The sequence below is a fragment of the Polaromonas sp. genome (assembly GCF_041689105.1).
Classification (GTDB): Bacteria; Pseudomonadota; Gammaproteobacteria; order Burkholderiales; family Burkholderiaceae_C; genus Polaromonas.
In genome coordinates, this window is record NZ_JBDNGU010000083.1 from 12,817 (window position 1) to 25,815 (window position 12,999).

Annotated in this window: 12 protein-coding genes and 1 other RNA gene; 3 read left to right on the top strand and 10 right to left on the bottom strand. The window is 61.2% G+C overall.

The annotated features are described in order from the left end of the window. The first annotated feature begins 1 nt into the window (after position 1). Complete coding sequence (locus tag ACESMT_RS07840) at positions 2 to 1,510, top strand: tripartite tricarboxylate transporter permease (protein WP_372826007.1); 1,509 nt, start codon at positions 2 to 4, stop codon at positions 1,508 to 1,510. A gap of 51 nt (positions 1,511 to 1,561) precedes the next feature. On the opposite strand, the gene rnpB is transcribed toward ACESMT_RS07840, so the two are convergent. After that, positions 1,562 to 1,889, bottom strand: an RNA gene (gene rnpB / locus ACESMT_RS07845) — RNase P RNA component class A. 128 nt (positions 1,890 to 2,017) lie between these two features. On the opposite strand from rnpB, the gene ACESMT_RS07850 reads away from it, so the two are divergent. Together ACESMT_RS07850 and ACESMT_RS07855 are read left to right on the top strand one after the other, a co-directional pair. Continuing rightward, positions 2,018 to 3,676 (top strand): NAD(P)/FAD-dependent oxidoreductase, encoded by a 1,659-nt coding sequence (locus tag ACESMT_RS07850; protein ID WP_372826008.1) that lies wholly within the window; start codon positions 2,018 to 2,020, stop codon positions 3,674 to 3,676. Positions 3,677 to 3,822: 146 nt separating this feature from the next. Then, positions 3,823 to 4,515 carry a ProQ/FINO family protein gene (locus ACESMT_RS07855; RefSeq protein ID WP_372826009.1) on the top strand — a complete coding sequence of 231 codons (693 nt, stop codon included), beginning with the start codon at positions 3,823 to 3,825 and terminating at the stop codon, positions 4,513 to 4,515. A gap of 50 nt (positions 4,516 to 4,565) precedes the next feature. On the opposite strand, the gene htpX is transcribed toward ACESMT_RS07855, so the two are convergent. The 9 genes from htpX to ACESMT_RS07900 form a co-directional block, all read right to left on the bottom strand. Further along, positions 4,566 to 5,450: a protease HtpX gene (htpX, locus tag ACESMT_RS07860; protein ID WP_372826010.1), complete on the bottom strand. Its 885-nt coding sequence runs from the start codon at positions 5,448 to 5,450 to the stop codon at positions 4,566 to 4,568. A gap of 85 nt (positions 5,451 to 5,535) precedes the next feature. Beyond that, positions 5,536 to 6,291 carry a DUF3025 domain-containing protein gene (locus ACESMT_RS07865; protein ID WP_372826011.1) on the bottom strand — a complete coding sequence of 252 codons (756 nt, stop codon included), beginning with the start codon at positions 6,289 to 6,291 and terminating at the stop codon, positions 5,536 to 5,538. 8 nt (positions 6,292 to 6,299) lie between these two features. Further along, on the bottom strand, positions 6,300 to 7,052 hold the full coding sequence (locus ACESMT_RS07870; RefSeq protein ID WP_372826012.1) for an NYN domain-containing protein: 753 nt from the start codon (positions 7,050 to 7,052) through the stop codon (positions 6,300 to 6,302). Further along, a complete protein-coding gene (gene pyrC, locus ACESMT_RS07875) occupies positions 7,052 to 8,095 on the bottom strand; it encodes a dihydroorotase (protein ID WP_372826013.1) in 1,044 nt (347 codons plus the stop codon). Before pyrC ends, ACESMT_RS07870 begins: the two co-directional genes overlap by 1 nt. A gap of 173 nt (positions 8,096 to 8,268) precedes the next feature. Then, a complete protein-coding gene (locus ACESMT_RS07880; protein WP_372826014.1) occupies positions 8,269 to 9,006 on the bottom strand; it encodes an amino acid ABC transporter ATP-binding protein in 738 nt (245 codons plus the stop codon). 55 nt (positions 9,007 to 9,061) lie between these two features. Then, positions 9,062 to 9,748 (bottom strand): amino acid ABC transporter permease, encoded by a 687-nt coding sequence (locus ACESMT_RS07885; RefSeq protein ID WP_372826015.1) that lies wholly within the window; start codon positions 9,746 to 9,748, stop codon positions 9,062 to 9,064. Between the two features lies 1 nt (position 9,749). Further along, on the bottom strand, positions 9,750 to 10,472 hold the full coding sequence (locus ACESMT_RS07890; RefSeq protein ID WP_372826016.1) for an amino acid ABC transporter permease: 723 nt from the start codon (positions 10,470 to 10,472) through the stop codon (positions 9,750 to 9,752). 121 nt (positions 10,473 to 10,593) lie between these two features. Beyond that, positions 10,594 to 11,493 (bottom strand): transporter substrate-binding domain-containing protein, encoded by a 900-nt coding sequence (locus ACESMT_RS07895; protein ID WP_372826017.1) that lies wholly within the window; start codon positions 11,491 to 11,493, stop codon positions 10,594 to 10,596. A gap of 407 nt (positions 11,494 to 11,900) precedes the next feature. Further along, positions 11,901 to 12,854 carry a LysR family transcriptional regulator gene (locus ACESMT_RS07900; RefSeq protein WP_372826018.1) on the bottom strand — a complete coding sequence of 318 codons (954 nt, stop codon included), beginning with the start codon at positions 12,852 to 12,854 and terminating at the stop codon, positions 11,901 to 11,903. Positions 12,855 to 12,999 lie beyond the last annotated feature (145 nt).

Consider the following 12,999-nt stretch of genomic DNA (forward strand, 5'->3'; position numbering starts at 1 on the left):
CATGGAATTGTTTTCAAATTTGTCGATCGGGTTTGGCGTTGCTTTCACACCCATCAACCTCATGTATGCGTTTGTGGGGTGCCTGCTGGGCACCCTGATTGGCGTCTTGCCGGGCATCGGCCCTGCTGCAACCATCGCCATGCTTTTGCCTGCAACTTACGCTTTGCCGCCGGTGTCGGCGTTGATCATGCTGGCCGGCATTTATTACGGCTCCCAGTACGGCGGCTCCACCACGGCCATCCTGGTCAACCTGCCGGGCGAGTCGTCGTCTGTCGTGACCTGTATCGATGGTCACCAGATGGCCAAGAAAGGCAGGGCCGGGCCGGCTCTGGCCGCTGCCGGGCTGGGCTCATTTTTTGCGGGTTGCGTGGGAACGGTCATGATCGCGGCCTTTGCGCCGGCGCTGACGGAAGTGGCATTCAAGTTCGGGCCCGCTGAATATTTCGCCCTGATGGTGCTCGGCCTGATTGGCGCGGTGGTCCTGGCATCAGGCTCGCTGCTCAAGGCGGTCGCCATGATTTTGTTGGGTCTGCTGCTGGGCCTCGTGGGAACAGACGTCAACTCCGGCGTGGCGCGTTTCAGCTTTGACGTGCCGGAACTGACCGACGGAATTGGCTTTGTGGCTATTGCGATGGGCATTTTTGGTTACGGCGAGATCATCAGCAACCTGGCGCAACGCGAGGAGCAGCGCGAAGTTTTCTCCGTCAAGGTGCAGGGTTTGTTCCCGACCAAGCAGGATTTCAAGGACATGACACCAGCGGTGTTGCGCGGCACAGCTCTGGGTTGCGCCCTGGGCATTCTTCCGGGCGGTGGCGCGTTGTTGTCTGCGTTTGCGGCCTACACCATCGAAAAGAAGGTCAAAGCCCGCCCGGGAGAAGTTCCTTTTGGCGAGGGCAATATCCGCGGCGTCGCCGGCCCCGAAGCGGCCAACAATGCGGGGGCACAGGCGTCGTTCATTCCCCTGCTGACACTCGGCATCCCGTCCAATGTGGTGATGGCGCTGATGGTTGGCGCCATGACGATTCACAACATCCAGCCCGGCCCCCAGGTGATGACCAGCAACCCGGAACTGTTCTGGGGCCTGATCGCCTCAATGTGGATCGGCAACGCCATGCTGGTGATCCTGAACCTGCCACTGATCGGCATCTGGATCAAGCTGCTCACCGTTCCCTATCGCTACCTGTTCCCTGCCATCGTGTTGTTCTGCGCGATTGGCGTTTACTCGACCAACAACAACACCTGGGACATCTGGGTGGTCGGTGTGTTCGGCATCGTCGGATATATCTTCAACAAGCTGCGGGCGGAACCCGCGCCATTGTTGCTGGGCCTGATCCTCGGTCCAATGATGGAGGAAAACCTGCGGCGGGCGCTTCTGCTGTCGCGCGGCGACTGGAACACGTTTGTCACGCGCCCCCTTTCAGCCGGTCTGCTGGTGGCCTGCGTTCTGCTCCTGCTCGTCGTGCTGTTGCCGTCGGTCAGACAGAAGCGCGAAGAGGCCTTTGTGGAATAAAAGCGCCGCCGCGCGCGATTGATAGCGCGAAGCACAACCGCCATGAAAAAAGTGTGAAGCCCGCCGATAGGCCGGATTTTGTGCGCGTCGGCTTCCTTGCGGTTGCCGGCGCGTGACTGCCATTAATCTGGGCCGTCTGTCGCCAGACGGCTCGGTGCTACCTACCCGCACACTCCGGGGGCCCCGTCAACGTGTGCCTACTTGGTATTGCTGCGCGTAGAGATTGCTCGTTTCACCCGGACTTAACCGGCTCGTCTCTGTAGCTCTGATCCTCACCTCACGATGGACAGCTGTTAGCTGCTACGCTGCCCTATGCAGTCCGGACCTTCCTCCAGTGCGGTGTTTCCACCCTTGCACCAGCGGCAGTCTGGCGTGCTTCACGGGGTCTATTATCCCGGCAATTGTCATGCTATTTATTTGATAGCTGCTTGCGCATAGCGGATGGGGGCCAAAGGGTTAAAATGCCCTTATTGATCCGAAATACAGATCCACAAGGTACTGCCACCGATGATTCGCCTGACCGAGCTCAAGCTGCCGCTTGACCACCATGAAGACGCGCTGCCCGCGCTGATTACGCAGACGCTGGGCATCACGCGCGGCGAACTGCTCAGCCACACCGTCTACAAGCGCAGCTACGACGCACGCAAGCAAAAGCTGCTGCTGGTCTACATCGCTGACGTGGAAGTAGCCGATGCGGCGCTGGAGACCAGGCTGCTGCATCAGTTAGCCAACAACCCGCACATCCGGCCCGCGCCGGATCAAACCTACCGCTGCGTCGCCACGGCCAACCAGGCGCCCGCGCTGCGCCCTGTCGTGGTGGGCTTCGGCCCCTGTGGCATTTTTGCGGCGCTGCTTCTCGCGCAGATGGGGTTGAAGCCCATCGTGCTGGAGCGCGGCAAAAAGGTGCGGGAGCGCACCAAAGACACCTGGGGCCTGTGGCGCAAAAGTGTGCTCAACCCCGAATCCAATGTGCAGTTTGGCGAAGGCGGCGCCGGCACGTTTTCGGACGGCAAGCTCTGGAGCCAGATCAAGGACCCGCGTTTCCTGGGCCGCAAGGTCATGACCGAGTTTGTCAAGGCCGGCGCGCCTGAAGAAATCCTGCTGGTCAGCAAACCGCACATCGGCACCTTCAAACTGGTCAAAGTGGTGGAGAACATGCGCGAGCAGATCATTGCCATGGGCGGCGAGATCCGTTTTGAGCAGCGCCTGGCCGACGTGCTGATCGAGGACGGCCCGGATGGCAAGCATATTCGCGGCCTGACGGTGCACCACCTGGTCGACGGCAGCAGCTACGAGCTACGCGCCGACCAGGTGGTGCTGGCACCCGGCCACAGTGCCCGCGACACCTTTGCCATGCTGCATGAGCGCGGGGTGTACATGGAAGCCAAGCCCTTTTCGGTCGGTTTTCGCATCGAACACCCGCAGGGCCTGATCGACCGCGCACGCCTGGGCCAGCACGCCGGCCACCCGCTGCTGGGCGCGGCCGACTACAAGCTGGTGCACCACGCGGCCAATGGGCGATCGGTCTACAGCTTTTGCATGTGCCCGGGGGGCACGGTGGTTGCGGCCACCTCGGAAGAAGGCCGTGTGGTCACCAACGGCATGAGCCAGTACTCACGCAACGAGCGCAATGCCAACGCCGGCATCGTGGTGGGCATCACCCCGGCCGACTACCCGGGCGGACCACTGGCCGGCATCAACTTCCAGCGTGCGCTGGAGTCACATGCCTTCACCCTGGGCGGCAGCAACTACCACGCGCCCGGCCAGCTGGTGGGTGACTTTGTAGCCGGCAAGGCTTCAACCCAGCTGGGCAGCGTGGAGCCGTCGTACAAACCCGGCGTATTGATGACCGATCTGGTCAGCACCCTACCGGACTACGCCATCACCGCCATGCGTGAGGCCCTGCCGGTCTTCGGCAAGAAAATCAAGGGCTTTGACATGGTTGATGCGGTGCTGACTGGCGTGGAGACCCGCACCTCGTCGCCGCTGCGCATCACGCGGGGTGATGACTTTCAAAGCGTCAACATCAAGGGCCTGTACCCGGCTGGTGAAGGCGCGAGTTACGCTGGCGGCATTTTGTCGGCTGGCGTGGACGGCATCGAGGTCGCCGAGGCGGTCGCACTCAGCATCACGCGCGCGGCCCAGGGCGGCCGGGCCAAACCGTGACGGCATGCCTGACATCGGTGGCGGATGCTCAGGCCGCGATAAAATCGGGCACCTCATCTTCGGCATGCGCGCAAACGCCTGCTTCTCTGCGGTGTGGCGCCATGTCCGCCCCCCCACCAGCTCTATTCCTCTTTTGAACCGACGCCATGACTGATGCAACTGCCACCAAGCCCACCCAGGCACCCCCTGCCAACGGCAAGCGCGCACCTGTCCCGAGGCCTCAGCAGGCACGCGCGGTCAACCCCGTGCATGAGCGCTTGTTTGAGCTCTACCCCAAGCTGTTCGGCGCCAGTTTCCTGCCGCTCAAGCTGGGGGTGTTCCAGGACCTGCAGGCGCGCCATCCCGAGGACTTCAAAAAGGACGAGCTCAAGTTGGCCATGGGTCAGCATGCCCGCTCTACCCGCTACCTTGACAGCGTAGCCGCTGGCATGGCGCGCCACGACCTCGACGGTAACCCTGTCGAGCCGGTCGCGCCCGAACATGTGCACCACGCCATCCTCGAGATCTTCCGCCGGCGCCAGGCGCGCTCGCGTGAGGACCTGCGCCCCCGGCTGCGCCTGCGGTTGATGGCTGCCATCGAAGCCTCGGGCCTCAGCCGCGAAGACTACGCCGCCCTGGTGCGCGTGCAGGACGAAGCGACAAATGCGCTGGTCGACGACGCGCTGGCCGAGCTGGCTGTGCAATCGGCCAAGCGCGAGGCGCTGCTGCGCGCCTTTGATGCCAGCGGAAAAACCGAAGCCGAATTTGCCGACATGTACGGCATGCGTCTGGCCGAAGTGACGGAAACACTGGCGCGCGTGCGCACAGAGCAAGCCGCCAAAGCCACCGCCGCGCCATAAAAAAAAGCCGCCGCAGCTGCAGCGGCTTTTCAATGGGAGCCGGCTCGACCTCAGACCTGACCGGGCTGGGCGTTCTGCAGTGCGGCGATGCGCTCTTCAATCGGCGGGTGCGTCGCAAACAGTTTGCCCATGGTGCCGGTGATGCCCATGGCTTCCACCGCCTTGGGCAACTGGCCGGGCACCATGCCGCCCAGGCGCGCCAGCGCATTGATCATGGGCTGCTTGCGGCCCATCAGCTGGGCGGCGCCGGCGTCCGCACGGAACTCGCGGTGGCGCGAGAACCAGGCCACAACAATGGCGGCGGCAAAACCCAGCACGATGTCCAGCACGATGGTGCTGATCCAGTAACCAATGCCGGGGCCGGAGTTGTTGTCGCTGCCGCGGCGCAGAAAGCTGTCCACCGCATAACCGATCACGCGGCTCAGGAACACCACAAAGGTGTTCATCACGCCCTGGATCAGCGCCATGGTGACCATGTCGCCATTGGCCACGTGGGCAATCTCGTGGCTCAGCACAGCTTCGATCTCTTCCCGTGTCATGCCCTGCAGCAGCCCGGTGGACACCGCCACCAGCGAGGAGTTCTTGAACGCGCCGGTGGCGAAGGCGTTGGGCGCGCCTTCAAAAATGCCGACTTCGGGCATGCCGATCTGGGCCGTGGTGGCCAGCTTGCGAACGGTTTCCACAATCCAGGCTTCGTCGGCGTTTTGCGGCTCGTTGATCACGCGCACACCGGAGCTCCACTTGGCAATGGGCTTGCTTATCAGCAGCGAGATGATGGCGCCGCCAAAACCGATGACAGCGGCAAAACCGAGCAGCATGCCCAAGTCCAGGCCTTGCGGCGTGAGGAAGCGGTTGACGCCGAGCAGGCTGGCGACGATGCCCAGCACCACCACCACCGCAAGGTTGGTCATTACGAACAGCAAAATACGTTTCATGGGTTCTCCGTGGGGTCGGTGAAAAAAAATCCGCCTCGCGCAGGATGTGAGGTCTGCAAGACCCATATCAAGTTGCGCCGGCAGCTCAGCCGCTGTTTTTGTGTTGTTGTAGGTTCTGCAGCGTTCGGTGGGGTCTGAATACCAGGTTGTCATCATAAAAGGAAAAGTTCTCGTTTTCCGGCCACCAGCCGGGCACGCCGAGCACCGGCAGCGGCGCAAAAGGCTTGGCGGCAAGTTTCTCCGTACCCAGGTCGCCTGCCACCCACGCGTCCAGATCTGCTATGGAATTCATAGCTGGTTGCGCCCGGTAGACATGGGCTGTGACCGGTTTTCTTGGGTAAACCAGCTTCTCAAGCAAAGCGTGGCCAAACAGCACCAGCTGCGCATGCTGCCACAGGGGGCGCAAGTCGATGAACAGCTTGCGCCAGTCCTTGTCCAGCAGCGCATCCCACAGCGGCTGCGGCGCTGACAGGAAGGCCGCGTTTTCGTCGAACACGGTCAAAGCGTCACGCACCGGCCCGCGCAGCGGAGCCACACCGGCCGCCGCGATCTCCGCCGCCTGCAGCTGATTGAGTTTTGCCTTGGTCAGCGGGAAACGCAGCCAGCACAGGCCGTTAAAAAAGTCGTGCAGGTTGTCGCGCGTTGGCACCGTGCCCGAGTCGAAGATGAACTGTTCGTAGGCCTCGCCGGCGGGCAAAGCGGATTGCGCCACAAACCGCCGCGGCCCATCGGGCTCGCGGTTCAGCGCCTCATGGAAGGCCGCGCCGCCCGCAATGGCCAGCGCCACGCGCTCACCGGATTTGCGCCAGGGCGCCAGCCAGGGACGGTCCCAGTCGTTCACGTCAAATTTTACCGAGCGACGTGGTCTATCCACTGGACTTGCGTGGGCGCCGCTTCGGGCGACAGCCGGAAATCGGCACCGGAATTGCGTAACAACGTGGCCAGCTTGCCGTGTTTGCTAAGAATTTTTTCGTCCCGCAGCCGTTTCACCACGTCGTTCATCGGTACTGGCTTGCCGGTGCGAAGGGCAGGTACAGCCTTCAGGATGGCTTCGGGGCCCTGCGGCGGAGCTTTCTTGGTGGGCGCGCGCCTGGCGGTAGGCGCAACCTTGGGCGCGGACACGACTGCGGAAACAGGTGCCGGGGCCGGTGTCTTGCGCGCAGGCGAGCGTTTAGGCTCGCCGTCCACGTACCGAACATCGGCATAGCACATCTGCAGGGCGTCGGCGTCGGCTTTCTCGCGCCGGGCAAAGCAGATCACGCGCATGCCCGCCTCGCGCAGGCGCAGCGCCAGCGGCGCGAAGTCCGCGTCGCTAGAGGCAATGGCCACGCTGGTTGGCAGCGAATCGTTGTGCATCAGGTCCATCGCGTCAACTACCAGCGCCACGTCAGTCGTGCCCTTGCCTTGGTTGATCAAGGCGCGTACCCCGTTCCGTCTAAGCACGTCCTTGATGCCCGCCAACTTATCGTGACCCCCATAAGCGCGCCGCACGGAAACGGACAGTCCCAGCCCGTCAAGCTGCCGGAATACTTCCTCGACATCGCTGGCAGCGGAGAGGTTGTCGGCATCGATCAACAGCGCAACAAGCGGTTTACGTTCCATCAATTACTCCTGCTGGAAACCAGCTTCCACGGCAAGGTTTCGCCCGAGCGTAGCGGCTTGAGTTCGGCCTCGCCAAACGCAAAGCTTTCGGGTGGCGTCCAGCTTTCTTTCTTCAGCGTGATGGTGCCCTGGTTGCGCGGCAGGCCATAAAAATCGGCGCCGTTGAAGCTGGCAAAGGCTTCGAGCTGATCCAGTGCGCCGGCGGTATCAAAGGCTTCGGCATACAGCTCCATGGCCGCATGGGCGGTGTAGCAGCCGGCGCAGCCGGTGGCGTGTTCTTTCAGATGGGCCGGGTGCGGCGCGCTGTCGGTACCCAGGAAAAAGCGCGGGTTGCCGCCGGTCGCGGCCTCCACCAGCGCCAGCCGATGCGTCTCGCGCTTGAGAACCGGCAGGCAGTAATAATGCGGGCGGACGCCGCCCGTGAAGATGGCATTGCGGTTGTACAGCAAATGGTGCGCGGTGACGGTGGCACCTGTGAAGCGGCCGGCATCATGCACATACTGCGCGGCTTCTTTGGTCGTGATGTGTTCGAACACCATCTTCAGTTCGGGAAAATCGCGGCGCAGCGGGATCAACTGGGTGTCGATAAACACCGCCTCGCGATCAAACAGGTCGATATCCGGCGAGGTGACTTCGCCGTGCACCAGCAGCAAAAGGCCTTCGCGCTGCATCGCCTCCAGCGTCTTGTAAGTCTTGCGCAAATCCGTCACGCCAGCATCGCTGTTGGTCGTGGCGCCGGCCGGGTAGAGCTTGAGGGCAACCACACCGGCGTCCTTCGCGCGCCTGATTTCTTCGGGCGGAAGGTTGTCGGTCAGGTACAGCGTCATCAAAGGTTCAAATGCCACACCTGCCGGCACGGCGGCCTGGATACGCTGTCGGTAGGCGACGGCCTGCGCGGCGGTGGTCACGGGCGGTCGCAGGTTGGGCATGACGATGGCGCGCCCAAATTGCGCTGCGGTGTGCGGCACCACGGTATTCAGGGCATCGCCGTCCCGCACATGCAGGTGCCAGTCGTCGGGACGGGTAAGGGTGATTTGAGTCATGCCGCCATTGTCCCAAATCTCCCGACGATCTCCTGCAAGCCGTGCATTTGGCGCGTAGCGAGCGGGTGTAAGGCAAGGCGCGGGTGTCAGGCTACCGGAACGTACTTCAGGTACGTGAGGATGGCCTGATCGGGACCCGCAACGCCGCCATGCGCCCGCGCAGTAGCGCCAACTCAGTGCGCCAGGATCTTGTTGAGAAAATCCTTGGTCCGCGCCTGCCGGTTTTCCGGGTGCAGGAAAAACTCGTCCTTGGAGCAGTCCTCCAGAATTTTTCCGCCGACGTCCATGAAGATGACCCGGCTGCCCACCTTTTTGGCAAAACCCATCTCGTGCGTGACCACCATCATGGTCATGCCGTCGGTGGCCAGGCCCATCATGCAGTCCAGCACCTCGCCGACCATTTCGGGGTCGAGCGCCGAGGTGGGCTCATCAAACAGCATGGCAATCGGGTCCATGCTCAGTGCGCGGGCAATCGCCACACGCTGCTGCTGGCCGCCTGAGAGCTGGCCGGGAAACTTGTCTTTGTGCAGCATCAGGCCCACACGGTCCAGGTATTTGAGGCCGTGGGTTTTGGCCTCTTCCTGGCTGCGCCCGAGCACCTTGACCTGGGCCAGAGTGAGGTTCTCGGTCACGCTCAGGTGCGGAAACAGCTCGAAGTTCTGGAACACCATGCCCACGCGGGAGCGCAGCTTGGGCAGGTCGGTTTTGGGGTCATGCACCGCCTGGCCATCCACAAAAATCTCGCCCTTCTGGAAAGGCTCAAGGGCGTTGATGACCTTGATCAGCGTGGACTTGCCGGAACCCGAAGGCCCGCACACCACCACCACCTCACCTTTTTTGATTCTGGTGCTGCAGTCGTTGAGCACCTGAACCGTGCCATACCACTTGGAAACTTCTTTCATCTCAATCATCATGTTCTCCAGTCTTCTCTTGATCTGTATCTGGGAGCCTGTCGGCCTTGGGAATTTACCGAATGATGGCTATCTTGTTCTGCAGGCGCTTGACCATGTAAGACAGCCCAAAACACATCACAAAATAAACCACGGCAGCCAGCAGGTAGGCCTCTTCCGTTCGACCGTAAATTTTGCCAGCGGTGCTGAAACCCTTGAGCAGGTCATAGGCACCAATCGCGTACACCAGCGAGGTGTCCTGAAACAGGATGATGGTCTGCGTCAGCAAAATCGGCACCATGTTTCTGAAGGCCTGCGGCAGGACAATGAGTTTCATGTTCTGCGCATAGGTCATGCCCAGCGCGCGCCCGGCATTGACCTGTCCGCGCGAGATCGACTGAATACCGGCCCGCATGATCTCGCTGAAATAAGCAGCTTCAAAAGCGACAAAGGTAATGACGGCCGATATTTCTGCCCGGTAATTACTGCCCCCGGGGATCAGCGCATAAAACCCGGCTGGCACCAGCAGGAAGAACCACAGAATCACCATCACCAGCGGCACCGAGCGCATGCCGTTGACGTAGATGGTGGCAGGAACCACCAGGATTTTCTTGCCCGACAGCCGCATCAGCGCCAGGATGGTACCGAAAATGATGCCGCCGATGGTGGCCACAACTGTCAGCTGAATGCTGAAGATAAAGCCCTTGATGACAAACTTGGAAATGATATCCCAGTTGAAAAAGCTCAGGTCGAGTCCAAACATCTCAGTGCCCCCCACCAGCCGCGCCGGCCATGCTGTAGCCGGGTATCTGGACCTTCTTTTCGATGAAGGCACACACCCGGTTGACCGCAAACGCCGACACCGCGTAGGCCGCGGTGACAGCCAGATAAATCTCGATGCCGCGTGAGGTCTCCTCCTGGGCCTGCATGGCAAACATGGTCAGTTCTGCAATGGACACCGCAAACGCGACCGACGAATTTTTAAGCAGGTTCATCGACTCGCTGGTCAGCGGTGGAACGATGATCCGGAAAGCCATCGGCAGGAGCACGTAACGGTAAGTCTGCGCGGTGGTGAAACCCATCGCCATACCGGCATAACGCTGGCCGCGAGGCAGCGACTGCACGCCCGCCCGGACCTGCTCGGCGATACGCGCCGAGGTAAAAAACCCGAGTGCAAACACCACCAGCACAAAACTCGGCAAATCCTTCATCGCCGGGAACATCTTGGGTACCACAAAGTACCAGATGAAAATCTGCACCAGCAGCGGAATGTTTCGAAACAGCTCGACCCAGGCGTTGGCCAGGCGTACCAGCCAGGGACTGTTGGGCAGTGTGCGCAGTGTGCCGAAAAGCACGCCCACCACCATCGCGACCACCCACGAAGCGCCAGCGACGGCCAGGGTCCAGCCCCAGGCTTCGAACATCCACTCCAGGTAAGTGCGTCCACTGCCGTCGTCGTTTAAAAAAACCTTCCAGTCCCAATTCATGTTGTCTCCCGCCACGAAATTTTTTAACCCTGTCGCCGTGCCCCTCCATCAAAGGCCTTTAACAACAACAAACCCCGTCAGAGCCACACCGACGGGGTTTGTTTTTTAGCTCAGTCCGGAATTACTTCTTGGCGTAGTCTTCCATGGGCTTGTCGTTCGGCGTGGCCCAGGCGGTCTTGGTGCTTTCGCTGACAGCCAGGCCAACGCGGCTGTTTTTCGGCGGGATGGGCTGCATGAACCACTTGTCCCAGACCTTGGCCATGTCGCCGGACTTGATCATGCCGGTGATGGTGTCGGTACCAATCTTCTTGAGACCGGCGTCGTCCTTGCGGATCATGATGGCAATCGGCTCGACGCTCAGAACTTCACCGACGATCTTGAAGTCGGCAGGGTTCTTGGAGGTAGCGATGTTGCCAGCCAGGATGGCGCCGTCCATCACGAAGGCGTCGGCACGGCCTGACTCGAGCAGCAGGAAGCTGTCAGAGTGGTCTTTGCCGAAGATTTCCTTGAAGTCAACGCCGGTGGCGCGCTCGTTTTTACGCAGGGTCTGCACCGACGTCGTGCCGGTGGTGGTCGCCACGTTTTTGCCATTCAGCTGGGCGATACCGGCGATGCCGGAGTTGGCCTTGACCGCGATGCGCACTTCTTCAACAAAGGTGGTCGGCAGGAAAGACACGTCTTTCTGACGGGTAGCGTTGTTGGTCGTGGAACCACATTCAATATCCACCGTGCCGTTCTGCACCAGCGGGATGCGGTTTTGCGACGTCACCGACTGGTACTTGACTTCCAGCTTGCGGCCCACGGCCTTTTCGATGTCGGCAATGATGCGGTTGCAGATTTCGACATGGTAGCCGGCGTACTTGCCGTCACCCAGGGTGTAAGACAGGGCGCCCGACGAGTCGCGAACACCCATGACGATCACGCCGGAAGCCTTGACTTTGGCCAGGGTGTCATTGGCCTGGGCAAAAGCACCGCTGGTGGCGAGCAAGGCGACAGTGAGTGCGGCAAGTTTGAGTTTCATGAAAATTTCCTAAGGGTTGAATCAATCGGTGATGAACGCCATTCTACGGAGCGCGCCATGGGCTTGTGCCCAAGGTTTACCCCATCTCTTGCAACGGCATCCAGCGTGCTGGACAGTCCCTGAACGCAGGCCAGGACAATTGGAGGACAGCATTAACGCGGCCAGAACGCCCGAAGGCAATAAACAGGTCGCGCAAAAAAGTGTCACCAAGATAGTGCTTGCGTTGACAGGAGTGGAACCGGAGCGTCAGGCTAAGCAGGCTTTGTGCCAACCCGGAGAAACACTGGATCAGGTCTCGCCGGGAGATCACGCCACCCGCAGTGGCAGAACGAAACGGACTGTAAATTTAGGGCGTGTGAAAAGCCAATGCTGATAACGCGCGGCATCATGCATTTAATTTATAACCACTAAGGGTTGCCACCTAGTCGCACTTTTCCGGCGGTCTTGGGCAGGGCCTGACTTTCGAGGTAGTTCCACAGCGCCTGGGCCGGGCTTTTGGCTTCGGCCTTGTTGGTGGGCCGCTCGCGGTAGACCCGCAAATCCATGGTCATCTCCAGCCCCGGCCCCGCGCTGACGAGCTTTTTGACGCGCAGCTCTTTCTTGACAGCGCTGAAGGGCAAAAATGCAATGCCGTGGCCTTCCAGCGCCATCGCTTTCAGGCCCTCGGCCATGTCGGTTTCGTAAACCCGGTCCAGGTGGATGGCGACACTGGACTGCTTGAGGATCAGGTCCACCATGCGCCCCAGATACGCCCCGGACGCGTAACCCAGGTAGGGCAGCGGCTGGCCGGCGCGTCCGGGCAGCTTGAACAGCGGTACGCCGTCGGCATCGGCCTTGACAAAGGGCGCAAGCACCTCTTGCCCCAAGCTGATCATTTCATAGCGGTCGGCATCAAGCTGAAAAGGTTGCGAGTCATGGTGGTAGGCGATCAGCAGGTCGCAGCTGCCCTCGACCAGACGCAACACCGCGTCGTGCACATTGAGCGCGATCAGCCGGCTCTTCATGGGCCCGAACTTCTCGCGCAGGCTGCTGACCCAGGCCGGAAAGAAGGTGAAGGCCAGCGAATGGGGCACCGCAAACTCAATCACGTCCTGCCCGGCCGAGTTGTGGCCGCGTAGCATGGCCCGCGTCGACTGCAGGCCCTGCAGCATTTCCAGCGACTGGGTATAGAGGGTTTCGCCGGCAGGCGTCAGGCGGGTCGGGTAGGAGCTGCGGTCCACCAGGTCGGTCCCAGCCCAGGCTTCCAGCGCCTGGATGCGCCGCGAAAACGCCGGCTGCGTGACATGGCGCAGCGTGGCTGAACGGCTGAAGCTGCGGGTTTCAGCAAGACTGACAAAATCTTCCAGCCATTTGGTTTCCATACTTTTTATTATGCGAGCGCGCAGGGCACTTGTGTCTACGGGAATCCCTCATGACGGGCGGGCACCTGCAGGTCAGGCCCGGGCGCTATGCAATCGATAGCTGGAAACGCCCGACCGTCAAGGGCTAGAGGACTAAAACACTCCC

Bases quoted from the DNA above. Each gene is read 5' to 3' on its own strand.
- ACESMT_RS07840 (WP_372826007.1), top strand. From the start codon at position 2: ATGGAATTGTTTTCAAATTTGTCGATCGGGTTTGGCGTTGCTTTCACA.
- ACESMT_RS07850 (WP_372826008.1), top strand. From the start codon at position 2,018: ATGATTCGCCTGACCGAGCTCAAGCTGCCGCTTGACCACCATGAAGAC.
- ACESMT_RS07855 (WP_372826009.1), top strand. From the start codon at position 3,823: ATGACTGATGCAACTGCCACCAAGCCCACCCAGGCACCCCCTGCCAAC.
- htpX (WP_372826010.1), bottom strand. From the start codon at position 5,450: ATGAAACGTATTTTGCTGTTCGTAATGACCAACCTTGCGGTGGTGGTG.
- ACESMT_RS07870 (WP_372826012.1), bottom strand. From the start codon at position 7,052: ATGGAACGTAAACCGCTTGTTGCGCTGTTGATCGATGCCGACAACCTC.
- pyrC (WP_372826013.1), bottom strand. From the start codon at position 8,095: ATGACTCAAATCACCCTTACCCGTCCCGACGACTGGCACCTGCATGTG.
- ACESMT_RS07880 (WP_372826014.1), bottom strand. From the start codon at position 9,006: ATGATTGAGATGAAAGAAGTTTCCAAGTGGTATGGCACGGTTCAGGTG.
- ACESMT_RS07885 (WP_372826015.1), bottom strand. From the start codon at position 9,748: ATGTTTGGACTCGACCTGAGCTTTTTCAACTGGGATATCATTTCCAAG.
- ACESMT_RS07890 (WP_372826016.1), bottom strand. From the start codon at position 10,472: ATGAATTGGGACTGGAAGGTTTTTTTAAACGACGACGGCAGTGGACGC.
- ACESMT_RS07895 (WP_372826017.1), bottom strand. From the start codon at position 11,493: ATGAAACTCAAACTTGCCGCACTCACTGTCGCCTTGCTCGCCACCAGC.
- ACESMT_RS07900 (WP_372826018.1), bottom strand. From the start codon at position 12,854: ATGGAAACCAAATGGCTGGAAGATTTTGTCAGTCTTGCTGAAACCCGC.